This is a genomic window from Myxococcus sp. CA051A (assembly GCF_013336705.1).
In the GTDB taxonomy this organism is placed as follows: domain Bacteria; phylum Myxococcota; class Myxococcia; order Myxococcales; family Myxococcaceae; genus Myxococcus; species Myxococcus llanfairpwllgwyngyllgogerychwyrndrobwllllantysiliogogogochensis.
Genome location: NZ_JABUMS010000004.1, coordinates 121,395 through 144,296, shown reverse-complemented (window position 1 = coordinate 144,296; position 22,902 = coordinate 121,395). Strand labels below are relative to the sequence as shown.

The 22,902-nt window shown below is 68.7% G+C and carries 23 protein-coding genes; 13 read left to right on the top strand and 10 right to left on the bottom strand.

Going from position 1 to position 22,902, the window contains the following annotated elements; all coding sequences use genetic code 11:
* Positions 1-2: 2 nt before the first annotated feature.
* Together HUA74_RS14120 and HUA74_RS14115 are read right to left on the bottom strand one after the other, a co-directional pair.
* A complete protein-coding gene (locus HUA74_RS14120; RefSeq protein ID WP_141648956.1) occupies positions 3-818 on the bottom strand; it encodes an inner membrane protein YpjD in 816 nt (271 codons plus the stop codon).
* 33 nt (positions 819-851) lie between these two features.
* Entirely contained in the window at positions 852-1,232 is a 381-nt protein-coding gene (locus tag HUA74_RS14115; protein WP_141648957.1) for a hypothetical protein, read from the bottom strand.
* Positions 1,233-1,416: 184 nt separating this feature from the next.
* Here HUA74_RS14115 and trxA point away from each other — a divergent pair, with 184 nt between their 5' ends.
* Positions 1,417-1,746 (top strand): thioredoxin, encoded by a 330-nt coding sequence (gene trxA / locus HUA74_RS14110; RefSeq protein WP_174454963.1) that lies wholly within the window; start codon positions 1,417-1,419, stop codon positions 1,744-1,746.
* A 565-nt stretch (positions 1,747-2,311) separates the two neighbouring features.
* The gene (locus tag HUA74_RS14105; protein WP_141648959.1) at positions 2,312-2,632 is read left to right on the top strand and encodes a hypothetical protein; all 321 of its coding nucleotides are present in this window, start codon (positions 2,312-2,314) and stop codon (positions 2,630-2,632) included.
* A gap of 118 nt (positions 2,633-2,750) precedes the next feature.
* Here HUA74_RS14105 and HUA74_RS14100 read toward each other — a convergent pair whose 3' ends face one another.
* The 5 genes from HUA74_RS14100 to mreC all read right to left on the bottom strand — a co-directional run bounded on the left by HUA74_RS14100 (position 2,751) and on the right by mreC (position 8,102).
* On the bottom strand, positions 2,751-3,425 hold the full coding sequence (locus tag HUA74_RS14100; protein WP_141648960.1) for a PilZ domain-containing protein: 675 nt from the start codon (positions 3,423-3,425) through the stop codon (positions 2,751-2,753).
* A 145-nt stretch (positions 3,426-3,570) separates the two neighbouring features.
* Positions 3,571-4,722, bottom strand: a complete 1,152-nt coding sequence (gene rodA / locus HUA74_RS14095) for a rod shape-determining protein RodA (RefSeq protein WP_141648961.1) — start codon at positions 4,720-4,722, stop codon at positions 3,571-3,573.
* Entirely contained in the window at positions 4,706-6,748 is a 2,043-nt protein-coding gene (gene mrdA / locus HUA74_RS14090; protein WP_174454962.1) for a penicillin-binding protein 2, read from the bottom strand. The genes rodA and mrdA overlap by 17 nt, the downstream gene beginning before the upstream one ends.
* Positions 6,745-7,245, bottom strand: a complete 501-nt coding sequence (locus HUA74_RS14085; protein WP_141648963.1) for a hypothetical protein — start codon at positions 7,243-7,245, stop codon at positions 6,745-6,747. The genes mrdA and HUA74_RS14085 overlap by 4 nt, the downstream gene beginning before the upstream one ends.
* Positions 7,242-8,102 (bottom strand): rod shape-determining protein MreC, encoded by an 861-nt coding sequence (gene mreC / locus HUA74_RS14080; RefSeq protein ID WP_174454961.1) that lies wholly within the window; start codon positions 8,100-8,102, stop codon positions 7,242-7,244. Before mreC ends, HUA74_RS14085 begins: the two co-directional genes overlap by 4 nt.
* A gap of 218 nt (positions 8,103-8,320) precedes the next feature.
* On the opposite strand from mreC, the gene HUA74_RS14075 reads away from it, so the two are divergent.
* On the top strand, positions 8,321-9,892 hold the full coding sequence (locus tag HUA74_RS14075; RefSeq protein WP_174454960.1) for a SurA N-terminal domain-containing protein: 1,572 nt from the start codon (positions 8,321-8,323) through the stop codon (positions 9,890-9,892).
* An 85-nt stretch (positions 9,893-9,977) separates the two neighbouring features.
* Here the strand turns inward: HUA74_RS14075 and HUA74_RS14070 are convergent, their stop codons facing one another.
* Positions 9,978-11,075, bottom strand: coding sequence for a diguanylate cyclase (locus tag HUA74_RS14070; protein ID WP_174454959.1), 1,098 nt, complete (start codon positions 11,073-11,075; stop codon positions 9,978-9,980).
* Positions 11,076-11,133: 58 nt separating this feature from the next.
* Between HUA74_RS14070 and HUA74_RS14065 the strand changes: the two genes are divergently transcribed.
* Together HUA74_RS14065 and HUA74_RS14060 are read left to right on the top strand one after the other, a co-directional pair.
* Positions 11,134-11,727 carry a nucleoside triphosphate pyrophosphatase gene (locus tag HUA74_RS14065; RefSeq protein WP_174454958.1) on the top strand — a complete coding sequence of 198 codons (594 nt, stop codon included), beginning with the start codon at positions 11,134-11,136 and terminating at the stop codon, positions 11,725-11,727.
* A gap of 2 nt (positions 11,728-11,729) precedes the next feature.
* Positions 11,730-12,401 (top strand): YggS family pyridoxal phosphate-dependent enzyme, encoded by a 672-nt coding sequence (locus tag HUA74_RS14060; RefSeq protein ID WP_174454957.1) that lies wholly within the window; start codon positions 11,730-11,732, stop codon positions 12,399-12,401.
* Positions 12,402-12,432: 31 nt separating this feature from the next.
* Here the strand turns inward: HUA74_RS14060 and HUA74_RS14055 are convergent, their stop codons facing one another.
* Complete coding sequence (locus HUA74_RS14055) at positions 12,433-12,642, bottom strand: hypothetical protein (protein WP_174454956.1); 210 nt, start codon at positions 12,640-12,642, stop codon at positions 12,433-12,435.
* 322 nt (positions 12,643-12,964) lie between these two features.
* Between HUA74_RS14055 and HUA74_RS14050 the strand changes: the two genes are divergently transcribed.
* The 6 genes from HUA74_RS14050 (at position 12,965) to HUA74_RS14025 (ending at position 20,531) form a co-directional block, all read left to right on the top strand.
* Positions 12,965-13,771 (top strand): DUF3108 domain-containing protein, encoded by an 807-nt coding sequence (locus tag HUA74_RS14050; RefSeq protein WP_174454955.1) that lies wholly within the window; start codon positions 12,965-12,967, stop codon positions 13,769-13,771.
* Between the two features lie 25 nt (positions 13,772-13,796).
* On the top strand, positions 13,797-15,488 hold the full coding sequence (locus tag HUA74_RS14045; RefSeq protein WP_174454954.1) for a DUF4091 domain-containing protein: 1,692 nt from the start codon (positions 13,797-13,799) through the stop codon (positions 15,486-15,488).
* A 21-nt stretch (positions 15,489-15,509) separates the two neighbouring features.
* Positions 15,510-16,427: a DUF3108 domain-containing protein gene (locus HUA74_RS14040; protein ID WP_141647672.1), complete on the top strand. Its 918-nt coding sequence runs from the start codon at positions 15,510-15,512 to the stop codon at positions 16,425-16,427.
* A 254-nt stretch (positions 16,428-16,681) separates the two neighbouring features.
* Positions 16,682-18,019 carry a hypothetical protein gene (locus HUA74_RS14035; RefSeq protein WP_371817237.1) on the top strand — a complete coding sequence of 446 codons (1,338 nt, stop codon included), beginning with the start codon at positions 16,682-16,684 and terminating at the stop codon, positions 18,017-18,019.
* 48 nt (positions 18,020-18,067) lie between these two features.
* A complete protein-coding gene (locus tag HUA74_RS14030) occupies positions 18,068-19,165 on the top strand; it encodes an imelysin family protein (RefSeq protein WP_174454952.1) in 1,098 nt (365 codons plus the stop codon).
* Between the two features lie 28 nt (positions 19,166-19,193).
* Positions 19,194-20,531 (top strand): di-heme oxidoredictase family protein, encoded by a 1,338-nt coding sequence (locus tag HUA74_RS14025; protein ID WP_174454951.1) that lies wholly within the window; start codon positions 19,194-19,196, stop codon positions 20,529-20,531.
* 35 nt (positions 20,532-20,566) lie between these two features.
* On the opposite strand, the gene HUA74_RS14020 is transcribed toward HUA74_RS14025, so the two are convergent.
* Positions 20,567-21,460 (bottom strand): LysR family transcriptional regulator, encoded by an 894-nt coding sequence (locus HUA74_RS14020; RefSeq protein WP_174454950.1) that lies wholly within the window; start codon positions 21,458-21,460, stop codon positions 20,567-20,569.
* 111 nt (positions 21,461-21,571) lie between these two features.
* On the opposite strand from HUA74_RS14020, the gene HUA74_RS14015 reads away from it, so the two are divergent.
* Both HUA74_RS14015 and HUA74_RS14010 read left to right on the top strand, forming a co-directional pair.
* On the top strand, positions 21,572-22,462 hold the full coding sequence (locus HUA74_RS14015; protein ID WP_174454949.1) for an SDR family oxidoreductase: 891 nt from the start codon (positions 21,572-21,574) through the stop codon (positions 22,460-22,462).
* 69 nt (positions 22,463-22,531) lie between these two features.
* A complete protein-coding gene (locus HUA74_RS14010; protein ID WP_174454948.1) occupies positions 22,532-22,894 on the top strand; it encodes a hypothetical protein in 363 nt (120 codons plus the stop codon).
* Positions 22,895-22,902 lie beyond the last annotated feature (8 nt).

Sequence of the window (22,902 nt, the reverse complement as noted above, 5' to 3'; positions counted from 1 at the left end):
ACTCAGGGAATCCTCAGGGCGGCCGCCGTGCTCGTCGTCACGTCGTACGAAGTGAGGAACGACACCAGCACCAGACAGAACCCCGCCATGGTCAGCAACGCCACCCGGCGTCCCCTCCAGCCCGCGAAGATGCGCGCGTTGACGAGCGCGGCGAAGACGGCCCACGCCACCACCGTGGCAATCGACTTGCCGTCCCACTGCCAGCCCACCGTCGTGGCGACGAAGAACGCGCCCGTCGCCAGGGTGATGGACAGCGCGATGAAGCCCCACACCACCAAACGCCGATTGAGGGTGTCGAGGAACTCCAGCGACGGCAGCCGGGAGAAGAGCAGGCCGAAGCGCTTGGCGCGCACCTGCCGCTCCATCAACAGGTACATGACGCCCACGCCCGCGGCCACCGCGAACGCCGCCAGCCCCAGCAACGCCAGGGTGATGTGCAGCGGAAGCAGCGGCTGTCGCACCCCCGGCGGAAGCGGCGACTGCCCTCCGTGCATCAAGAGCCCGGGTATCAGCACCGTCACCGCCAGCGGTGTGAGGAAAGCGCCAATGACGGGGCGGCGGTAGCGCACATCCAGCGCCAGGAAGATGGCCAGCAACAGGAAGGCCAGCGTGGAGAAGCCCTGGGCCATCCCCACGGGGCGGCCAGACTGGGCCCCCAGCAGTTCGAACAGGGCCACCCCGTGCAGCACGAGCCCCCCACCCACCAGCACGCGCCCGGCCATGGCCAGCGCGTCCGACTGGCGGACCAGGTAGGCCAGATAGGCCACGGCGGCGATGCCGTAGGCGTGGCAGGCGAGCGATACGAGCGTGTGGCTCATGGATTCAGGCAATAACCGTGACAGACGAGCGAATCAGCCCATCTTGTTGAGAAGGAACGCCGCCAACAGGTCGGTCTCCGAATCGGGTTTCTTGCCCGCCGCCTCCGGCTTCGGCGCCCCGGAGGGCACCTCCGTCACATACCCTGGAACGACCTCGTAGGCGGACTCCCCCACCAGCACCGAGTCGGCCATCTGCTCGGCCCCCAGGCGGGAGAGCTGCTCCTCGGTCTTCACCTTGGCCACCAGACCGTGGGTGTCCTCGCCCGACACGAGTTGCAGGAAATGCACGGCGGGAGAGACGGCGAAGGCGGTGCCGCCCTCGGCCATGACCACCAGCCGGCCATCCCGCACGTCCGCTTTGTCGGCCAGTGCCCACTCCTCGAGCTGGGACTGGGGCAGAAAGAGCTTCGTCACGCCCGCCAGCCTACACCAGCGCCGGGCTTCTATGGGGAGCCGTTCGGAATGACGGGTGAAACCCCCGCTTGTCCACCGCATCATTTCTGGCAGATCGGCTGACGGTCCGCCGATTCTTGCAGGCTCCCGGGGCACGTACTAGACGACGCGCCGTGCAGGCCGGAGAGGGCCCGAAGGAGACACCATGGCAGGCGACAACGTGAAGGCGGTCGGAGATGGCGACTTCAAGCAGCTGGTGCTGGACTCCCAGGAGCCCGTGCTGGTGGATTTCTGGGCGACCTGGTGCGCGCCGTGCCGCGCCATCGCCCCGTCCATCGACGCGCTCGCCACCCAGTATGGCGGTCAGGTGAAGTTCACCAAGATGAACATCGACGACAACCAGCAAACGCCGCAGGACTACAACATCCGGTCCATCCCCACGCTGCTGCTCTTCAAGGGCGGCAAGGTCGTGGAGCAGATTGTCGGCGCCGTCCCCAAGGCGCGCATCGAAGACGCCATCAAGAAGGCGCTGTAGGCCGCTTCGCCGGGCCTGTGCGCACGTGAGGACCTCGAGTCCCACGTCGCGCCTCGCCCGGCCTTGTTGTCACCCCAAGGGCACTGTCGCCCTTTCGCGCTGTCGGGTCGTGGGATGAGTTCCAGCGTCCCCCCGAGCGCCTCTGGCCGGCGTGATGCCCGCCCCGTTCGTTCCACGGACTGACTCCACGAAGCATGGCTTGTCAGCGGATCCTTCTCGCGAGCCCGGAACCGTTGGAGCAGCGGCTTTGCCCTGCCGCGGCACTGACTCAATCCAACCCAACACCCGAATCGACTCGCGCGACGTTGTCGTGACGAGCCTTCAGCGATTTCTCAGACTCCGCGTCATTTTCACCCCTGCGGACAAATACAGCGCGGATACCGAATGCTCGTCCGCCACGCCTGCGGGAAACACGTATCCCTTTGCAGTCTTGTCATCAATTTTCCGCGCGGGTTTTGCGAGTCAGACGAGACCCCTCCCTGGTTGTATTGACAGCGTTGACATCCACCGCCAAATAGGCGCATTGGAAGCCTTGTTTGTTTTGACTGTTTTCACGGGAGTTTTCATGGCACGACCACGTAAGGAGTTGTCGAAGGTCCCCCTGACCCCCGCATTGGTGAATTGGGCGGAAGCGCTTGGCGATGCGATTGGCCGAGGCGTCCTCCGGGCGATGAACCAGGGCATCCCCACGGGTGGCAACAGCAACGGCATGGCGGCAAGCCGTCGCCGCGGCCGTCCGCCCAAGGCCCTTGCGGGCAACATGGTGGCATCAGACCGGCGCTGCACCATGCCGGACTGCACGCGGGAGCAGCGCTCGAAGGGACTGTGTTCAGCGCATTACCAGGCGGAGCGGCGACGCCTGCTGGCGGGTGGCAAGCCCGCCTGAGACAGGCGGTTCGCGGTGGCGCCCACGGCCCTGGGCGAGCCGCTCCTCAATCCGTGTCTCCAGCAAATCCCCCCCACCCTTCCATGGCTGGCCGACCCTCGGAGTGGGGTGTCAGGCGTTATTTGGCCTGCCAGGGGTCCGCTTCGGTGCTCGTCGCCTTGAGCAGCTCCCACGCCGAAAGGACATCCACCACGCGCTCCAGTTCGTTGGGCAGCGAACGCGCCCGCTGGGAGTGCAGGTAGTCTTCCGCGAAGGCTCGCAGCCGGGCCCCCACGAAGAGCCGCGCCAGGGCGACCTCCGTCTGTCCACTGAAGTCGAGGAAGCGGATGCCGAAGCCGCTGCGTCCCTCGGGGCCGTCCTCACGCTCCTCCCGGACGATTTCCGCCCGCGCCCGCACCGGCGAGGCGCCTGGCTCCAGCGAGAAGCTCACGCCCAGCACCGTGCCCATGGGCAGGTAGAAGGTGCTCTCCAGGAAGGCCCCGCTGACGCTGACGTTGATGGAGGCCAGGCTCGCGGCGAAGCGCCGCCCGCCTTCCGCGTCATCCACCCAGACCTCGAAACGCGTCGTCAGCTGCGCCCGGGGAAACTCCCGGTGCTCCGGCTCCCCCTGGTTGCGCTCGATGAGGGGCGAGAACGTCGGCAGCGACGCCGCCGGTTTTCGGACCTCGTCCTTCACCACGACGGGGGCCCGCGCCACGGGCGCTGGCGCCGGGGGCTTCACGTCCCTCGCCGCCACGGGAATCTCCGCCACGCGGACACTCCCACTCACCTTCTGCCCGACCTTCCTCTGCATGCCTGACCTCCACCGGCCCGAGAGGGACTCGCCCTCCCCCCGGAATTGGTGGGGTGATTCATACACCACCCGCGAGCAGCCGCCGAGCGCTCCTCGCCATCCTTCGCTTCGGAGCACCGGTTCGAGCGTCGCGGCTCGCGACGTCTCAGAACATGTGACGCCGCATGCTGATGTTCACCAACAAGCCAATGCTGAGCATCACGGACATCATGGAAGACCCGCCATAACTCATCAGCGGCAGGGTAATTCCCGTCACCGGGAGCAGGCCGATGACCATGCCGATGTTCTCGAACACCTGCCAGAAGAGCATGGCGACGACGCCCACGGCCACGAAGGCGCCGAACCTGTCGCGGGCGTTGAACCCCACGCCCAGGCCGAAGATGAAGATGGCGCCGTAGAGGACGAGCAGGAGCGTGCACAGCACGAAGCCGTGCTCCTCCGCCCAGACGGAGAAGATGAAGTCGGTGTGCTGCTCGGGCAGGAAGCGCAGGCCCGTCTGGGTGCCCTCGCGCCAGCCCTTGCCGGACACACCGCCGCTGCCCACCGCGATTTTCGACTGGGCCGCGTGGTACCCGCTGCCGCGCAGGTCCGCCTCCGGGTCCAACCAGCCTGAGATGCGCTGACTCTGGTGCTTCTTCAGGTGGTGCCGGACGATGGTGGGCCGGGGCTCCGGCACGTCGCGCACGTAGTCGTTCCAGATGACGATGGCGCCCGCGAGGATGGCCGCGACGAGCGTGGCCACCAGGTACCAGCGCACCTTGCCGAAGAGGATGACGGTGAGCGAGGACAGGCCAATCATCAGCGCGGTGCCCAGGTCCGGCTGGACGAGCACGAGGACGAAGGGCACGCCCACGACGAGGACCGGCTTCCACAGACGGACCAGGCCGTAGGACGGCTCATTGGGGCGGAAGTCGTCGTGGTAGACCTTGGCCAGCATCAGCACGACGCCAATCTTCATGAACTCCGCGGGCTGGAGGCGGAACGGGCCGATGACGAACCAGCTCTCCGCGCCCTTGGCCGTGTGGCCGATGAAGCGCAGCGCGATGAGCGCCAGGATGTTGGCGACGTAGATGGGCATCGCCATGCGCTGAATCCAGCGGTAGTCCACCAGACACACCACCAGCACGGCGACGACGCCCAGCCCCAGGTAGAGCGCCTGGCTGGACCACACCGGCGCGAGCGGAGGACGCGACGCCGAGGCGAGGTTCCAGATGCCCAGGAGCGACACGCCCAGCACGCAGATGATGAGGCCCCAGGGAACGTGGGGCACCATCCGCCGCTCAATCCGGAGTTGCATGGGTGTCCTCCAAGGCCTCTTCGTCGCCCGGCAGCAGCTTCGGGGGCTTCACCCCGCGCGTCAGGGCCGCCTCGTCCGGAGACGGCGCGCGCAGCACCGAGGGGGTGTAGGGCTGATTGGGACGCGGCGGCGGCGCCGAGGCATCCAGCTTCTTCAGGTCCAGGTACTTCTGGATGACGGCCATCGCCGTCGGCGCGGCATCCACGCCACCGTGACCACCGTGCTCGTTGAGCACGACGACGGCGATCTCCGGTTTGTCCGCCGGGGCGAAGCCCGCGAACCAGGCATGGTCTCTCTCGAAGTAGCTCATCTGGTGCGTCCTGAGGCGGATGGCGCCCAGGCGCGCCACCTGGGCGGTGCCCGTCTTCGCCGCGACGAGGACGTCCAAGTCGCGCATGCCCTTGAGGCGTGAGCGGTAGGAGGTGCCGCCCGGCTCGTGGGCCACCTTCACCAGGCCCTCGATGACGGACTTCAGGTGCGCCGGGGGGAGCTCCACCCGACGGACGACCTCTGGCTTGAACTCCTGGACCACCTGCCCGTCCAGGTTCTCCAGCCGTTGGACCATCTGCGGCTTGTAGAGCGTGCCGCCATTGGCGATGGCCGCGTACATCAGCGCGAGCTGGAGCGGCGTGACGTTGTTGTCGCCCTGGCCGATGGCGCTGTTGAGCGCCATGCCCTTGGTGTAGCCGCCCGGAGAGGCTTTGTCGTGGTACGCGCTGGTCGGCATGATGCCCGGCACTTCCGCCACCACGCTGATACCGGTGGGGCTGCCCAGGCCCAGCGACTTGCCCATCTCTCCAATGGGGTCCAGGCCGATGGTGTCCGCCACTTTGTAGAACCACGTGTCACACGAGCTCTTCATCGCGTCCAGGCCGTTGACCGGGCCGTGGCCGCGGTCCAGGTGGCAGCGCCAGGTGCGCGCGCCCAGCCGGTAACCACCCGGGCAGTTCACCACCGTCTCCGGACGGAAGGCGCCGGACTTGAACGCCGCGAGCGCGGTGACGACCTTGAACGTGGAGCCCGGGCTGTAGTGCTCCGCGGCCACGCGGTTGACCATGGGCTCCAGCGGGTCTCTGGACAGTTGCGCCATCTGCGTGGGCGTCACGCGGCCCGTCAGGAGGTTGGGGTCGAAGCCGGGCCGCGACACCAGCGCGCGGATGAAGCCCGTGTGCACGTCGATGGCGACGACAGCGCCCGTCACGCCGGGAAAGGCGCGCTCGGCCTCTTCCTGCAGGCGCATGTCGATGGAGAGGACCAGGTTGCTGCCCGCCTGGGGCTGCACCACGGCGTTGTCGCCCAGCTTGACGTTGAGCTCTTCAATCTTCTGGCCGCGCGCGTTGACCACTTCCTTGCGCACGCCGTCCTGGCCGCGCAGGCGCTGCTCGAAGTAACGCTCCAGGCCGCGACGACCGATGTAATCCCCCAGCGCGTAGCGCGAGCCGTCGCCGTTGAGGCGCTCCAGCTCCTCCTGGGTGATTTCGTTCATGTAGCCCAGCACGTGCGACAGCACCGTGTTGGTCCGGTAGTGGCGGTGCGGCACGGGGGCCACTTCCACGCCGTCCAGGATGTCGCGGCGGGCGGCCAGCCGGTCGTACTCGTCCCGCGTCAGGTCCACGCGCACCGGCACGGGCTGGAAGGGCGCGTTGCGCCGGCCCTGGCGCACCAGGTCCTCCACCTTCTTCGCCTGGTCGGCGTCCCACTGGAGCAGCTCCGCCAGCCGGGGGATGACCTGCTCGGAGCAGTCGGTGCAGAAGGCGGGTGTGACGACAGCGTCGAAAGACGGGCGGCTGTCGACGAGGATGGTGCCGCGCGCGTCCTTGATGACGCCGCGGTCGGCGCGCAGGCGCACCTCCTTGACGAAGTTGGCCACGCTCTTGGCGGAGTACTCCTCGCCCCGGGTGATTTGCAGCCGGTAGAGCTGGATGGACAACACGCCCAGCAACACCGTCATGGCCAGGCCCAGCCACAGGAAGCGCCGGCGCAGTTCGCGGCCCGGCGTCGTGTTGCCCAGCGTCGGAGGTGTCACCTCAGCAACCCCGCCGGACGGTCCTGCGCCGCCTCGAAACGCCGCAGCAACGGGAAGAGCGCCAGGGCCGCGGCTCCGGTGAGCGCCACCTGCACGGGCAGCCCCGCCAGCACGGGCCCCGTGCCACCGTCCTTCACCGTCAGCCAGGTGAAGAAGGTCGCCAGAAGGCCGTGCCCCACATCCGCGCCCATGGCGAACAGCGCGAAGGACAGGCCGCCTCGCACGTCCACGAAGGTCGACACGAGCCGCCCCACCAGGAAGGTGAAGACGGCGAGGAAGGTGAACAGCCCCGTGGGCTGGCCGCTCATCAAGTCCAACAGGTAGCCCACCGCGAACGCGGAGAAGGCGCCTTCCAGCAGCGTGGCGCGCAGGGCGAGGAACGCCACCAGCACCACGGTGACGTCGATGCGGCCCAGCACCAGGCCCGCCTGCTTGACGACCACGGACTCCAACGTGAGCAGCGCCAGCGCGATGCCCACCGTCACCAGGAACTTCATTTCGACGCACCCTCCGCCGCGCTGCCCTGCGCCATCGCGCTGTAGGGACTGCCCACCACCAACACCTCTTCCAGCTTGCTGGTGTCCACCGCCGGCACGATGTCCCCACCCTGGAACATGCCGTGTTCCTTCTTCTCTAGATGGGTCACCCGGCCCACCACCAGCCCCGGTGGGTAGATGCCATCCGTGCCCGAGGTGATGATGAGGTCTCCGTTGTCCACGTCCTCGGTGCGCAGCATGTTCTCCAGCTTCAAAGGTCCGCTGCCAGCACCCGACGCCGTGCCCCGCGCCCTGGAGCGCTGCACCCGCACCGCCACCCGGCTCTGGGAGTCCGTCACCAGCGCCACGTCCGAATAGCTCCCCGTGGCCCGGATGACCTGTCCCACGATTCCATCCGGCGTCACCACCGACATGCCCCGGAAGACGCCCTCCTTCTCCCCCGCGCTGATGCGCACCGACAAGAGCTTGGCCACCGGATTGACGCCCACCACCCGCGCCGGAATCTCCGGCCCCGCCGCGGCCTCCGCGTAGCCCAACAGCTTGCGCAACCGCTCGTTCTCCGTGCGCGACTCGCCCAGCGCCTGCACCGAGGCCCGGAGCTGGAGGTTCTCCAACCGCAGGGCGTCATTCTCCTGCCGCACCCCGCGCAAATCCAGGTAGTGCCGCACCGCCGACACCGAACCCTCGATGGAGGCCGTGAGCACCTGCTGGACGGGCGACGTCACCGCGATGACCGCCCGGTCGATGGGGTTGGGGTCCCTGCCCTTTCGCCCGCTCAGCAGGAAGGCGACCAGCGGGTAGAGCAGCAGGACGCCGACCATGAGGGGGCGCCGATATCGCTTGAGGAGCGACAGCACAGAGGGGAATTCCGGGGTGGGAGGGAAGTGCGGAGGGTGGGGGTCCGGCTAAACTCTCTAAATCGCTTGCATTTTCCGGTGCAGTGTCCTAGGCAGTCAAGGCCCTGTGACGGGGGTGGCCGCAGGTCAACCACCCTTCGGCCGGGCTACCAACAACACCGCGTCGCGAGTCCTTCCGCACGACTTTTCTCGGCGCGTTTGCTCTCGAAGTGACGACAATGGACGGTCTGAACCCCCGGAAGGTCTTTTCCCTGCTGTTCATCATCGGCATCGCGGTGGTGTTCACGCTTTCGTTCGGGCCGGGCAGCTCCGGCTTCGGCTCCACGGGTCCCGCCACCACGGCGCCGGGCTCGGTGGCCAAGGTGAACGGCAAGGAAATCCCGCTGCGCGACTTCGCCACGGCCTGGGCCCGGCAGATGAGCTTCCTGCGATCGCAGGGCAGCCCCATCCCCGAGTCCGTGGCCCGGCAATTCGGCATGCACAACCAGGTGATGGACAGGTTGGTGAACACGGAGCTCCTGGCCCAGGCGGCCGAGCAGCGTGGCATCACCCCGTCCGACGAGGAGCTGCGCAAGCTCATCCACCAGAACACGGACTTTCACGCCAAGGAGGGCGGGTTCGACTTCTCGCGCTACCAGCAAGTACTGCGCGACTTCTACCGGAAGACGCCCCAGGAGTTCGAGACCGAGCTGCGCCGCCAGCTGGCCGCGCAGAAGATGATCGAGGTCGTCCGCGCCAACGCGGTCGTCTCCGATGACGAGGTCCGGGCCCGCTACGAGAAGGACGGCAACCAGGCCAAGGTCGTCTTCGCGCGCTTCCTGCCCACCATGTTCGCGGACAAGGTGACGGCGCCCACGCCCGCGCAGCTGGCGGACTGGAAGAAGGCGCACGAGAAGGAGATCAAGGACTACTACGAGGCCAACCGCTTCGTGTACCAGCAGCCCGAGCGTATCCGCGCCCGTCAGGTGCTGGTGAAGCTGCCCCCGGAGGCCACCGCCGAGCAGAAGGCGGAGGCGCTCAAGAAGGCGGAGGCGCTCAAGAAGGAGATCGACGGCGGCAAGGACTTCGCCACGGTCGCCCGCGAGAGCAGCGAAGACCCGGGCAGCAAGGCGCGCGGCGGCGACCTGGGCTGGGTGGAGCGCGGCAGCTGGGAGCCGGCGCTGGCGGACGCGGCCTTCGCGCTCACCGCGGGCGGCGTCACGCAGCCGGTGGAGACGAAGTTCGGCGTGCACCTCGTGAAGGTCGAGGAGAAGCAGCCGGCGCAGGACAAGAAGCTGGAGGAGGTCCAGGACGAGATCGCCACCACGCTCTACAAGCAGGAGCGCGCCAAGGAGCTGGCGAAGACGGAGGCCGAGAAGGCGCTGGCCACCGTGCAGGGCGGCAAGACGCTGAAGGAGCTGTTCCCGCCGGAGAAGGAGCAGCCCGCGCTCTTGCGCTTCGAGACGGAGACGCGTCCGGAGGCCGTGGAGACGGACAGCTTCACCGCCGAGGGTGAGGCCGTGCCGCACCTGGGCCCCGCGCCCGCGCTGGTGAAGGCGGCCTTCGCGGCCACCGGTCCCCAGGTGCTGGGTGAGACGTTCCCCGTGGGCGAGGGCTTCGTGGTGGCGCAAGTGGTGGAGCGCCAGAAGCCGGACGCCGTGGGCTTCGAGGCGAAGAAGGACACCCTGCGCGCCCAGGCCCAGCAGGCCAAGCAGATTGAAGTGACGGAGTCCTTCCTCAAGGCACTGAAGAAGAACGGCAACGTCGTGACGAACACCGAGGCCATCGACTCGGTGGTGGGCGCCGGGTAGTCGTCGTCCCGCACGACGCAGTCCCACGAGGGCCGGGCCGAGGGTGTTCCCCTCCCCGGCCCTCGGCCTTTGCGGGCCAGGTGCTTCAGCGCGCCGGGAAATCGGAGCCGTTGCCGCTGCCTGTATCCGGCCCCCCGGGCTCGGCGACACAGATGGCGTCCCGGCCCCGGGCCTTGGCCCCGTACATGGCGAAGTCCGCCGAGCGGATGAGCTCCAACGCGGAGGTGGCGTGATCCGGGAACGTGGCCACGCCCACGCTGGCGGTGACGCGCACGTCCAGGCCGTGCTCCTGGAGGAAGGAGCGCCCGCGAAACGCCTCGCACACGCGCTGGGCAATCTGGGCCGCGCCGTCCTGGTCCGTCTCCACCAGGAGGATGGCGAACTCGTCGCCGCCGTAGCGGAAGACGGCGTCCAGGCCGTTGCGCCCCAGGGACATGAGCAGGTCGCCCACCTCCTTCAGCGTGGCGCTGCCCATCAGGTGCCCGTGCCGGTCGTTGACGCTCTTGAAGTGGTCCAGGTCCAGGAAGACGAGCGACAGCGGATGCCGGAAGCGCGCGGAGCGCTTCACCTCCGTATCGAGCAGCGCGCGCAGGTGCCGGGCGTTGTAGCAGCCGGTGTGCTCGTCGGTGATGGTGAGCTCCTGCACCCGGCGGAAGTTGCGCGCGTTCTCGATCGCGATGGCCGCGTAGTCCGCGATGGCCGTGAGGGTGGTGAGGTCGTCGTTGGAGAACGGCGGGTCCGTGGGGCCGTTGACCAGCTCGATGACGCCCAGCACGTGGCCTCGGGACAAGAGGGGCACGGCGAGGATGGAGCGGGTGTGGAAGGCGGAGGCCTCGTCGAAGCGGGGCGAGAAGCTGGGGTCGCCGCCCACGTCGTGGACGAGCCGGGCCACGCCCGAGGAGAAGACGGCGCCCGCGATGCCCTCGCCGGGGTTGAGCTGCAGGCCCTTGAGGACGCCCGCTCCCTCGCCCACGGCGATTTCGAAGTAGAGCTTTCCGGTGCGCTCATCCTGGAGGATGAGGGACCAGTTGCGGGGCAGCAGCAGGCTGCTGACCTTCTGCATGACGAGCGCGAGCACCTCGCGCAGCTCCAGCGTGGACGTCAACGCCTTCGCCATCTCGTTGAAGGCGGCCAGTTGTTCCACTGTCCGCTTCATGGCCGACAGGAGGTCCGCGGGATTCATCCGTAGAGTCCACTCCGAGGCGCAAGTCTGCTAAGGACGCGACGCCTGGAGCCGTAACATGCACACGCACGCTGATCAAACGTTGCTCGTCCTGGCCTCCGGTTCTCCCCGCCGCAGGGACTTCCTGTCGCAACTGGGTCTCACTTTTACCGTCTCCGCGGCGGACATCGACGAGACACCCCGCCCTGGCGAGGAGGCAGGCCCCTACGTCCTCCGGCTGGCCCGCGAGAAGGCCGCCGTCGTGGCCGCCCGCTCCCCAGGCGCCTGGGTGCTGGCCGCGGACACCACCGTGGCCCTGGGCTCGGAGCTCCTGGGCAAGCCCCAGGACCCGGCCGAGGCCCGCGCCATGCTCGGCCGACTGTCCGGCAGGACGCATGACGTCCACACCGGTGTCGCGCTCGCGGGCCGCCACGAGGAGGCGCTCGTCGTGCGCACCCGCGTCACGTTCCGGGAACTGAGCGCAGCGGAGATCGCCTGGTACGTCGGCACCGGAGAGCCCGTGGACCGGGCGGGCGCCTACGCCATTCAGGGCAAGGGCGGCTTCCTCGTCGCCACCGTGGACGGAAGCCCCACCAACGTCGTCGGACTCCCCCTGGGGGAAACGCTCGCGCTGCTCGAGCGCGCCGGCGTGCCCCTGGCCTGGAAGCGATGACCATGGGCTCTGACGTCGCGGAGCGGCTGGCGTCGGTGCGAGCGCGGGTGACCTCCGCGTGTGCTCGCGCGGGGCGCCCCGTGGAGTCGGTGACGCTGGTGGCGGTCTCCAAGCTGAAGCCCGCGGCGCTGATCCGCGAGGCCTACGCCGCGGGCCAGCGCGACTTCGGGGAGAACTACGCGCAGGAGCTGCGGGACAAGGCCGTGGAGCTGGCGGACCTGGAGGGGCTGCGCTGGCACGCGATTGGCCCCCTGCAGACCAACAAGGTGAAGTACGTGGCGAAGGTGGCCAGCACCTTCCACGCCCTGGAGCGGCTGGAAGTGGCGCGCGAGCTGTCCAAGCGGCGCGAGGGCCTGGCTCCCCTGCCCTGCTACGTCGAGGTCAACGTGGGCGGCGAGGCCACCAAGTCCGGCCTGGAGCCCTCGGCGCTGCCCGACTTCCTGGCGCAGGTGCGCGAGCTGCCCGGGCTGCGGCTGGTGGGACTGATGTCCCTGCCCCCGCCCACCGACGACGAGGCCCGCGCGCGCGGCTACTTCCAGGCGCTGCACGAGCTCGGGCAACGCCACGCGCTGACCGAGTTGTCCATGGGCACCACGCACGACTTCGAGCTGGCCATCGAGGCGGGCGCGACGCTGGTGCGCGTGGGCACCGCCATCTTCGGCGAGCGGACCTGAGACGACCGAGCTGGCTCGCTGGCGGGCCGCCTCAGATCTCCTTGAACTTCATGCGGCCTTCCGCGCCGATGCGAACGCTGTATTCGCACCCGCAGTAGTTGCAGCGCAGCTCGTCACCGTCCCCGAAGCCGTCAGGCACGGGGTTGTTGGCGTCGCAGCCCGGGCAGTCGAACTCCTTGTTCTTCCCCACCGGGGCCGATTCCTTGTGGTCGTCATCGTCGAAGTCGTAGTTGCCGGCCATGTTCCCGTGCCTCCGTGGCAAGGCGCCGCCTACCTGTAGGCGCCAGTTCGGAAGGCTAGCAGCGGTGTCGGCCGGTGGACATGGCCGGCTTGCTGGAGGGCGGCCGGGCCTGGGCCGCGAAGAGGCGCCCGGGGGCCCTCGCGTGCGAGACTGCGTCCCCGCTCGGCCCTTGCGTCGCCCCCACGGCCAGGGAACGAGCGTCCGTTGAATGCCCGGGGGACGGGCACGTCCATGGAAATGTGGAGTGGCGGGAATGGTTCGGGGGCAGGGCCTGGCAGGTAGCAGGCAGGCTACTTAACTTCCTAGCGATGGAGCTCAACCGATGCGTGCGCAGTCCAATTGGGGGTTCGCGGCGATGCTGGCGGGCCTGGTCTGGTCAGCATCGGCCGTGGCCCAGGAGCCTTCCGCGAACCCGGCGTTCGGCCCCGGTGAGCAGGCGCAGTATCGCGTGAAGTACCTCGGTGTGACCGCGGGCACCGCGCAGGTGACGGTGGGCTCTCCCATGAAGCAGTGGGGCGAGGACGTGTGGCCCATCGTCGCGGTGGCGCGCTCCGACGCGCTCATCGGCGTGTGGCCCATCAAGGACAAGTTCGTGTCGTACTGGAAGGCCAGCACCCAGCGCGTCGTCGGCAGTGACCTGCACGCGGACGAGAACGGCAAGCGCCGCCGGCAGCGCATCAAGATGCAGCCGGATGGCAAGAGCGTCTTCGTCGTCAAACAGAAGGAAGGCGAGTCGCCGCGCGAGTCCACCGCCGAGGTCGTCGAAGGGACGCTGGACGTGACGGGCGCCACCTTCGCGCTGCGCAACCAGGAGCTGGCGGTGGGCGGTGAGTACGCCTACCCCGTGTTCACCGGCAGCAAGAGCTTCACCATGCGCGCCAAGGTGGAGTCGCGCGAGACGATGAAGACGGAGCTGGGCACCCTGGAGGTGTTCAAGACGCGGGTGCAGGCGGAGTTCGGCGGCAGCCTGACGTCGAAGCGGGACATGTTCGTCTACCTCACCACGGACGCGCGTCACGTGCCGGTGCGGGTGGAGGCTGAGTTCGCGCTGGGCATGGTGGTGGCGGAAATCACCGACTACCAGCCCGGGCGCACCATGACGGTGGCGAGTGCCGAGAGCGGTGGGTAGCACCGCTGGAGAGTGAAGGGGGCGGATGGGCGCGGGCTGGGCGTGGGTGGTGATGGCGGCGGTGGCCGCTACACCGGAGCCAATGGTGGTCTCGGCCCTGGTCAAGGTGCGGCCCGGTGCCGCGCTCCAGGGGCGGCCCCAGGCACGCCTGAGCGTCGCGCGCGGCGAGTGCGAAGGCGTGCAGGTGGTGCTCCCCGGCACGGCCCGGCAGCTCCAGGTGACGCCCCTGTTCCTCGGAGGCCCCGGGGAAGCGCTGCCCGCGGCCCTCTGGCGCGAGGGCTACCTCCCGGTCCACCTCGCGTCCAACAGCCAGGGCGCCCAGGGAGCCTGGCCGGATCCGCTGCTGCCGCTGAGCGCCCCCGTCCCCGACGGAGACCCGGACCTGCCCACCGTCCTCTACGTGGAGGTGTGCGCGCCGGAGGGCCAGTCTCCGGGCACCTACCGGGGCACGCTGAGGGCACGCTTCAACAAGGTGGAGCGCGTCGCGGTGCCCTTCACGGTGGAGGTGCAGCCCTTCGTGCTGCCAGCGACGTCCTCGCTGCCCACCAGCTTCGGCATCTCCCTCTACAGCATCGCCCGGGGACACGGCCTGAACCCGGACTCACCGGAGGCGCGCGCGCTGCTGCGCGCGTACGCACGCGTCCTGCTGGAGCACCGCGTGAGCGCGCACGGCATGAGCATGACGCCGCCCCCGGTGCGCTTCGAGGACGGCAAGGCCCTCCTGGACTGGAGCGCCTACGACGCGGAGATGGGGCCCTTCCTCGAAGGGACCCTGCTGGACTCCGGCGCCCGCTTCACCACCGCTGACCTGCGCGACAACAAGCAGGCCGTCACCGAGGAAGAGAAGGTGGCGTACTACCGCGCCTTCGCCGAGCACTTCCAGACGAAGGGCTGGCCCGCGCAGCTCTTCTTCTACACCAAGGACGAGCCGAAGCCGGAGGACGTGCCTCTGGTGCTTGCACAGTCGCGCCGGGTGCGCGCCGCCGGTGGAAGCCGGGTGCTCATCACCAGCCCGTTCGACGCCACGCTCGCGCCCGCCGCGGACATCCTCGCGCCCACGCTCAACTGCTTCTATCCCCGCTCGGGCCCCGCCACCTGTCGCGCCGTGCACGAACTCGCGGAGCTGCGCGCGAAGCTGCCCGAGGCCACCCAGGTGTGGTGGTATCAGAGTTGCAATTCGCATGGTTGCAACGGCGGCCCCGCTCCGGACTCCGCGCGGGAGCGTGCCTACAGCGGCTGGGCCTCGTACATGGTGGACCACCCCGCCCCGCTCAACCGGGCCATGGGCCCGCTGGCGTTCGCGAGTGGCGTGGATGGCGAGCTCTATTTCGACACCGTCTTTGCCTACAACACGAAGGAGGACCCCTGGACGGACCTCCTCGAGTTCGGCGGCAACGGCGACGGCACCCTCTTCTATCCGGGCACGCCCAGACACCTGGGAGATTCCGGACACCACCCGGTGCAGTCGCTGCGGCTCAAACACCTGCGAGACGGCCTGGAGGACTACGAGTACCTCCGTCTCCTCTCCGAGCTGGGAGACCAGGCGTTCGCCCGAGACGCGGCACGTCACCTGGTCCGGTCGGGTTGGGACATCAGCCGGGATGCGCGAGAATGGACCCAGGTCCGCCAGCTCGTGACTGCCCGGCTCCGGCAGCGATGGTCGACGTCCGAATTTGCGAAGCGTCCGGGCCGTCACACGCCCCAGAGCACCCCGTAGTCCCTTGTGGAAGGAAGATGGATGAGCTCCCTGCGCACCCTCCTCGCGGCCTGGCTGATGCTGTCCTCCGGCGGCACCGCCTGGGCTCAGCTCCCGGACACGGAGGCCGACAAGCCCGAAGCCGACAAACCCGCTGAAGCCAGCGCGGCGGCGACACCCGAAGAGCCCCCCATCACCGTGGAACCGTGCGCCCAGGCGCTGCCCGCGCTGCGCATGCCGTTGGCCTTCATGCCCGGCGAGGTGCTCGAGTTCGACCTGGACGCCATGGGCGCGCAGGCGGGCAAGATGACCCTGCGAGTCCAGAAGCAGCAGGACGGGCAGATCCCCGTGCTGGCCGAGGCGCAGACCAACTCCTTCTTCTCCAAGGTCCGCCGCGTCCGGGGCAGCGCCACTACGTGGCTCCACCCGAAAACACTGCGCCCCAAGCGCTACGTGGAGGACGCCACGGAGAACGAGATGCGCCGCAAGGTGGAGGTCGCGTTCACCCACAAGGACCGCGCCATCAAGGTGGACTACCAGATCGGCCAGCGCGCCAAGGGCCAGTACAACTACACCTACGACAAGGACGGCCTGGACGTGGCGGGCTCCATCTACCTGCTGCGTCAGCTCCCCCTCGAGGAGAACATGTCCGTCTGCTTCGACGTGTACGGCGTGCGCCGGCTGTGGCGCATGCAGGGACAGGTCCTCAAGAAGGAGCAGGTGACGACGCCCCTGGGCCAGTTCACCGCGTGGCACCTGCAGGGCACCGCGGTTCGGTTGGACCGCCCCAAGCAGAAGCGCGAAGTGCACGTGTGGCTCTCCGACGATGCACGCCGCCTGCCCCTGGCCGCCGTGGGCACCCTGGACCTGGGCGCCGTGCGCGCCACCCTCACCTCCGTCAGCCGTCCCGGCGAGAAGCGCCAGGAAGCCGGCCCCGGCAAGGAAGAGATGAAGTGGTGACGAGGGGCTGAAGTCCCCTCTGGAGAGGCCCGGTGCGCGGTATTCCGGGCCTTTCTTGCTGAACACAATTTGATTCTGGTTTGCAAAATCAAAATCGCGAGCGTAGGGTGCGCGCCGCTCCGATGCGCCCACGCTCTTGCTTCGTCCGTTCATCCCTGCTGCTCTGTTCCACGCTGGTGTTCTCCGGCACGGTTGCCCGAGCCGAAGCTCCGGCCGGTCCCCAGGCGCCCCCAGCCCCTCAAGCCGAGCCCGCCGTGGAGCCGCCTTCGGCGCCCCAGGTGGAGCCCGCGCCTTCGGCTCCGACCATCGCCGAGCCCGCGCAGCCCGCTCCGGTTCCCGCCGCGCCGCCCGCGACGCCCCCGTTGGGGCCCACGCGTCCCAAGATTGACGTCTACGTCACGGCGTACGGTGAGTTGCAGTTCGCCTACTTCAACTACGGGCTGGACCAGAACCGGGCGGGTGGCGCGCAGCGCGACTCGCGCATCGAGTTCGACACCAACCGCTTCGTGATTGAAGTGAAGGGCGGCCTGCCCGACTACGGTCTCGAGGCCGAGGTCGAAGTCGAATTCGAGCACGGCGGCACCGGCTCCGCGATGGAGCTGGAGTACGAGGAGTTCGGCGAGTTCGACCAGGAGCTGGACAAGGGCGGCGAAATCCTCGTCGAGGAGATGTTCCTCTCGAAGAAGCTGGGGGCCAACGCCGCGCTCGCGGTGGGCCGCTTCTACGTGGCGGTGGGCACGCTGAGTGAGTTCTCGCGGCCCACCGACTACCTGGGCACCAACCGCGACGAGGCGGAGACGAGCATCATCCCCAACACGTGGGACGAGATGGGCGTGCGCCTGCGCTACAAGTTCCCCTGGGGGCTGCGGCTCACGGGCCAGTTGGTGAACGGCCTGGACTCCACCGGCTTCAGCTCACAGCTCTGGTCGGCGGGCGGACACCAGCGCCGCTTCGAGGTGCAGCGGGCCACGGACATGGCGCTCGTCGTCCGGGCGGACGTCACGCACTTCGACGGGTTCACCTTCGGCGTGTCCGCCTACCACGGCGACACCACGCGCAACCGTCCCAAGGCGGACCTGGTGAAGAGCTGCGAGGAGGCGAACCCCCGGGAAGTAGCGCCGTGCGGCTACGTGTCGGCTCCGCTGACGTTGCTCGACGCGCACCTGTCCGTGCGCAAGGGCCCGTGGAGCGCGAAGGCCCTGGTGATGTACGGCCACCTGAAGAACGCGGAGCTGGTCTCGCAGCGCAACGCGCGCCTGTCCAACCTGCTGGGAGTGATACGCACGCCGGTGTCCGACAACGCGTTGGCCGTGTGGGGCGAGCTTGGCTACGACATCGCGAGCGTGGTGGGGCTGAGCGACTCGCACCACCTCTTCCCGTTCGTCCGTTACGACTACGCGGACACGCAGTTCAAGCCGCGCGAGGAGCTGTACGACAACCCGCGCTTCCGCCGCTCCGTCTACACCGTGGGCCTGTCCTACAACCTGATGAACGTGGCGTTCGCGAAGCTCGACTTCGGGCACCGCCGGCTGGGCTCCTCCGCCTTCCGGCCGGAGAACACCCTGCGCTTCGCCACCGGCTTCAACTACTGACGTCGGCCCAGGTGCCTGCGTCCACCAACCCCCAACGAAAGGTCAGTCATGAAGCGTATGTCCCTGCCCCTCCGCCTGGCGCTCGCGCCGGCGCTCCTGTCCAGCGCACTGTTCCTCGGCGCCTGCGGCGACGACTCCGACAACCCCACCGACGACTCCAAGGTCACCCAGGAGCTCGTCGTCACGTTCGCGGACAAGGTCGTGGTGCCGACCTACGCGCGGCTGGCCACGCGGCTCACCGAGCTGGACGCGGCCTGTGTCTCGCTGGCGGCGGCGCCCACGGCGGACAAGCTGGCGGCGGCCAAGGCGGCGTGGCGCGCGGCGCGCATTCCCTGGGAGCAGAGCGAGGGCTTCCTGTTCGGTCCCGTGGACAGCTTCGGCTATGACCCGGCGCTGGACAGCTGGCCGGTCAGCCACACCGAGTTGGAGGCCGTGCTGGCCAACAACGACGCCCTCACGCAGCAGTACGTGAGCAACCTCAAGAACGAGCAGAAGGGCTTCCACACGCTGGAGTACATCATCTTCGGCAATGGCGGCACCAAGACGGTGGGCCAGCTCACGGCCCGCGAGTTCGAGTACCTCAAGGCCCTGTCCGCGGAGCTCAAGGCCGTGGGCCAGATTCTGCACGGCCGGTGGGTCCAGTCGGTGGAAGGCAACGCGCCGTTCCGTGACACGCTGGCGACCGCGGGCCAGTCGGGCAACTCCGCGTACCCGTCCGTGCAGGCCGCCGCGCAGGAGATGGTGGGCGGCATCACCACCATCCTGGACGAGGTCGCCAACGGGAAGATCGCCGAGCCGTACGACACCCGCGAGCCGGACGTGGTGGAGAGCCAGTTCGCGTACAACTCGCTGGAGGACTTCACCAACAACATCCGCAGCGTGGAGAACGCCTACCTGGGCCACCTGCCGGGTGAGACGAAGACGGGCAGCTCCCTGCGCGACGTGGTGGGCGTGGACAGCACGCTCGACGTCAAGATCCGCCAGCAGATCGCCGGGTCCATCAGCGCCCTGGCCGCCATCGCCGAGCCGTTCCGCGAGTCCATCACCAACGAGACGGAGCGCCCCAAGATCGTGGCGGCGCAGGAAGCCATCCGCACCCTGCACGACACCTTCCAGGGCGAAGTGCTGCCCCTGGTGACGAAGTAACGTAGGGTGACAAGCGAAGGTGAACGCCATGCGACGTGCCGTGATGATGGGGGCCTTGCTGTTGTGGACCGCTGGCTGCGGAGAGGAGGCACCCCAGGTGCCTTTCGCTCCGCCGAGGGCGGGCGGGGCCACCACCGTCGACAATCGCACGTCGCTGGCGTTCGCCCAGCCCGCCGCCAATCTGCGACCTGAGTATGACCGGCTGCACCGGGACGGCGACGCGGCCTTCGAGGCCATCTTCGTCCCGGCGCCTTCGCGTGTGAACCCAGGGCTCGGGCCGACGTACAACAACGTCTCATGCAACGGCTGTCATCTGCGCAACGGGCGCGGCATGCCGGTGATGGGGCCGACCGCCCAGCGCACCCAGCTCCTCGTGCGAGTGAGCCTTCCCGAGGGAATGCCCGAGCATCCATACGGCGCGGTGCCGGTCCCTGGCCTGGGGTTGCAGGTGAGGGACCAGGCCGTCTATGGCGCCATGCCACCCGCCGCACTCACGCTTTCATGGGTGGAGAGCACCGGGCAGTACGCGGACGGCACGCCGTACTCGCTGCGCTCGCCGCGCGTGAACATCGCACCGTCGGATGGCTCCGCGTTGCCCGCGAACATGTTGATGTCGCTGCGGCTTCCTCCTCCCGTGTTCGGGCTGGGGTTGCTGGAAGCCCTGCCGCTCGAGACGCTGCGCGCCCTGGAGGACCCTGATGACAGGGACGGCGATGGCATCTCCGGGCGGATGAACGAGGTCTGGGACGCGGCGCTGCACACGCTCGTGCCCGGGCGCTTCGGGTGGAAGGCGAACAGCCCTCATCTGCTGCAGCAGTCCGCCGAGGCGTACTTCAACGACATGGGCATCAGCAGCCCGCTCTTCCCGGAGCCCGACGGGACGCATGAACTCACGCCCGAACTCCTGGAGGCCGCCGTCTTCTATTCGCAGTCGCTCGGCGTTCCCGCGCGCACGGCGCTGGAAGACCCGGTGGTCCAGCGCGGAGAGAAGCTGTTCCGCTCACTGGGCTGCGAATCCTGCCACCGCGAGACGCTCGAAACGGGCGCGTCCGCTTACGAGGAACTCGCCTTTCAGAGCATCCATCCGTACACGGACATGCTGCTGCACGACATGGGCCCGGAGCTCGCGGATGGCAGGCCGGATGGCGCGGCCACCGGCACCGAGTGGCGCACGCCCGCGCTGTGGGGCCTGGGGCTGACGCACACGGTGCTGCCCTACTCCGGGTTCCTGCATGACGGTCGCGCCCGGACGATAGAAGAAGCGGTGCTGTGGCACGGGGGCGAGGCCCTCGCCGCCCGTGAGGGCTTCCGCGCGCTCTCCAGCGACGACCGCGCCGCGCTGATGAAGTTCCTCGGCTCGCTCTGACAGCGAAGGGGCGCGGGACGGCACCGCGCTCCGGCTCAAGGTGGAAACGGGCGCTGCTTCAGCGTCTCCAGGAGGAAATCGCGGAAGGCGGCCACCTTCCGTGGCATGTGCCGCTCCGCGGTGGAGACGAACCACACGCTGCCCCCGGGCATGCTCCATTTCGGGAGCACCGGGACGAGCCGCCCCTCCGCGACCTCGGGCTCCGCGAGCATCGACGGCAGGAAGCCGATGCCCGCGCCCAGGCGCAGCGTCTCCCGCATGAAGAACATGTCATCGCACCGGATGGAGCCCGACTGAGGGACGCGCATCGTCTCCCCGGGTCCCACCAGCGAGAAGGGCTTCACGCTCCGGAAGGAGACCCACGTGTGACTGGTCAGCTCGCGAGGATGGCGCGGAGTGCCCCGGCGCGCGAGGTACGCGGGTGAGCCGTACAGGCGCAGCGAGAAGGGCCCCAGCCGGCGGGCACGCAGGGAGGAGTCCTTGAGCGTGTTGGAGGACAACCTGAGGGCGGCGTCGAAGCCCTCGGCCACCAGGTCCACCACGCGGTTGTCCAGGTGCAGGTCCACCTTCACCGCTGGGTAGCGCGCCACGAAGCGGGTGATGATCTCCGCCAGCACGGTGGTGCCCCAGTCCACCACCGCCGTCAGCCGAAGCTCGCCCGAGGGCTCGTCCTCCAACTCCGGCAGCTCCCCCACGGACTTGCGCAGCGAGGCGAGCATGGGCGACACGCGCTCATACAGCGCCTGGCCCGCGGTGCTGAGCGCCACCCGACGCGTCGTGCGATGGATGAGCTGCACGCCCAGCGAGGACTCCAGACTGGAGATGCCTCGACTCACGGATGACTTCGGCATGCCCAGCTTCTTCGCGGCGGTGGAGAAGCTGGCCCCTTCGGCGACAGCGACGAAGAGCGCGAGCTGGTTGAGGTCCATTGTTCCCTCCCTGGAACAGTATGCTCCACGAGGAGGCATTGTGCAGCAGTGAGTCCGGGGATTAACCCAAGGGTCGAAGATCACGTCACCCCGCTGCTCCGGAGAGTCCCCATGTCCGCCCCCCTGCTCGTCACCGGCGCGTCCGGCCACCTTGGCCGTCGCGTCGTCGAGTTGCTCCTGGAGTCCCACAAGGGCTCGCTCATCGTCACCACCCGGGAGCCGTCGAAGCTCTCGGACCTCGCGGCGCGCGGCGTCGTCGTGCGCAAGGCGGACTTCGATGATGCGAAGTCGCTCGACACCGCCTTCGCGGGCGCGGAGCGGCTGTTGCTCATCAGCACGGACTCGCTCGACGTCCCCGGACGCCGCATCACCCAGCACCAGAATGCCTTGGACGCGGCGCTCCGCGTCGGTGTCCGGCACATCGTCTACACGTCCCTCACCCGCCCCGAGCCAGACTCGCCCATCACCCTCGCGAAGGACCACTGGGCGACGGAGCAGGCGCTGGCGAAGAGCGGGCTGGGCTACACGGTGCTGCGCAACAACATCTACGCGGACATGCTGCTGCACAGCCTGCCGCAGGCCATCGCCACGGGACAACTCGTGGCCGCCACCGGCACGGGCTCGACGGCGTTCATCGCCCGCGAGGACTGCGCTCGCATCGCAGTGGCCGCGCTGATGTCCACCTTCGAGGGCAAGCGCACGCTGGAAGTGACGGGCCCGTCGGCGGTGAGTCACGCGGAGCTGGCGCGACTGGCGAGCGAGCTGTCCGGCCGTCCCGTGCAGTTCGTTCCGGTGGATGCCACGAGCCTCAAGGCGGGCATGGTGGCGCACGGGTTGCCCGCGCCGCTGGCGGAGGCCTATGCCTCGTTCGACGTGGCGGTGGCCGAGGGACGCATGGGCGAAGCGACGGGAAGTGTCGCGGAGCTCACGGGCAAGGCTCCCACCAGCGTGGCGAGCTTCCTGACGAGCCATCGCGAGACGTTGAAGGCCGCCGGGCGCTGAGGCCCTACGCACCGGGGACGCGAGGGCGGGAAAATTGACGGGGTGCTACGGGCCTGTAGCGTCGAGGCCATGCCCCCTCTCGCCCTCGCCGCCCCCGTGCTGTCGCGCCAGGCCGACCCGGTCCGAGTGGCCACCGAGCGCCTGGCTCGGACCCTGCCCTCTCGCACCGACGCAACCGTGCTCGTCGATATGCTCGAGGATGACTTGCGGGAAGGCCTGGATGCGCTCGGCGACGTGGAGGCCCACTTCTCGGACCTGCTGAGCACGCTGCGCACCGCGCCCCTGACACCGGTGAACCTGGTGAACGCAGGGGATGATCCGCGCATCATCGAGCGGCTCGACTATCTCCAACACCTGGTCCTCCAGCTTCGCAAGCGCCTGTCCCAGGCCGCCGCGATGGCGCGACAGACGCCCCCTTCTCGCGTCCGCTGAACGACGCG

Excerpts from the sequence above, each read along its gene's own strand:
- HUA74_RS14105 (WP_141648959.1), top strand. The coding sequence starts at position 2,312 with ATGGCACGACCACGTAAGGAGTTGTCGAAGGTCCCCCTGACCCCCGCA.
- HUA74_RS14020 (WP_174454950.1), bottom strand. The coding sequence starts at position 21,460 with ATGGACCTCAACCAGCTCGCGCTCTTCGTCGCTGTCGCCGAAGGGGCC.
- HUA74_RS14010 (WP_174454948.1), top strand. The coding sequence starts at position 22,532 with ATGCCCCCTCTCGCCCTCGCCGCCCCCGTGCTGTCGCGCCAGGCCGAC.
- HUA74_RS14040 (WP_141647672.1), top strand. The coding sequence starts at position 15,510 with ATGAGCTCCCTGCGCACCCTCCTCGCGGCCTGGCTGATGCTGTCCTCC.
- HUA74_RS14060 (WP_174454957.1), top strand. The coding sequence starts at position 11,730 with ATGGGCTCTGACGTCGCGGAGCGGCTGGCGTCGGTGCGAGCGCGGGTG.
- HUA74_RS14055 (WP_174454956.1), bottom strand. The coding sequence starts at position 12,642 with ATGGCCGGCAACTACGACTTCGACGATGACGACCACAAGGAATCGGCC.
- HUA74_RS14015 (WP_174454949.1), top strand. The coding sequence starts at position 21,572 with ATGTCCGCCCCCCTGCTCGTCACCGGCGCGTCCGGCCACCTTGGCCGT.
- HUA74_RS14050 (WP_174454955.1), top strand. The coding sequence starts at position 12,965 with ATGCGTGCGCAGTCCAATTGGGGGTTCGCGGCGATGCTGGCGGGCCTG.
- HUA74_RS14085 (WP_141648963.1), bottom strand. The coding sequence starts at position 7,245 with ATGAAGTTCCTGGTGACGGTGGGCATCGCGCTGGCGCTGCTCACGTTG.
- HUA74_RS14120 (WP_141648956.1), bottom strand. The coding sequence starts at position 818 with ATGAGCCACACGCTCGTATCGCTCGCCTGCCACGCCTACGGCATCGCC.
- rodA (WP_141648961.1), bottom strand. The coding sequence starts at position 4,722 with ATGCAACTCCGGATTGAGCGGCGGATGGTGCCCCACGTTCCCTGGGGC.
- trxA (WP_174454963.1), top strand. The coding sequence starts at position 1,417 with ATGGCAGGCGACAACGTGAAGGCGGTCGGAGATGGCGACTTCAAGCAG.
- HUA74_RS14070 (WP_174454959.1), bottom strand. The coding sequence starts at position 11,075 with ATGAATCCCGCGGACCTCCTGTCGGCCATGAAGCGGACAGTGGAACAA.
- HUA74_RS14100 (WP_141648960.1), bottom strand. The coding sequence starts at position 3,425 with ATGCAGAGGAAGGTCGGGCAGAAGGTGAGTGGGAGTGTCCGCGTGGCG.
- HUA74_RS14045 (WP_174454954.1), top strand. The coding sequence starts at position 13,797 with ATGGGCGCGGGCTGGGCGTGGGTGGTGATGGCGGCGGTGGCCGCTACA.
- HUA74_RS14075 (WP_174454960.1), top strand. The coding sequence starts at position 8,321 with ATGGACGGTCTGAACCCCCGGAAGGTCTTTTCCCTGCTGTTCATCATC.
- HUA74_RS14065 (WP_174454958.1), top strand. The coding sequence starts at position 11,134 with ATGCACACGCACGCTGATCAAACGTTGCTCGTCCTGGCCTCCGGTTCT.
- HUA74_RS14025 (WP_174454951.1), top strand. The coding sequence starts at position 19,194 with ATGCGACGTGCCGTGATGATGGGGGCCTTGCTGTTGTGGACCGCTGGC.
- HUA74_RS14030 (WP_174454952.1), top strand. The coding sequence starts at position 18,068 with ATGAAGCGTATGTCCCTGCCCCTCCGCCTGGCGCTCGCGCCGGCGCTC.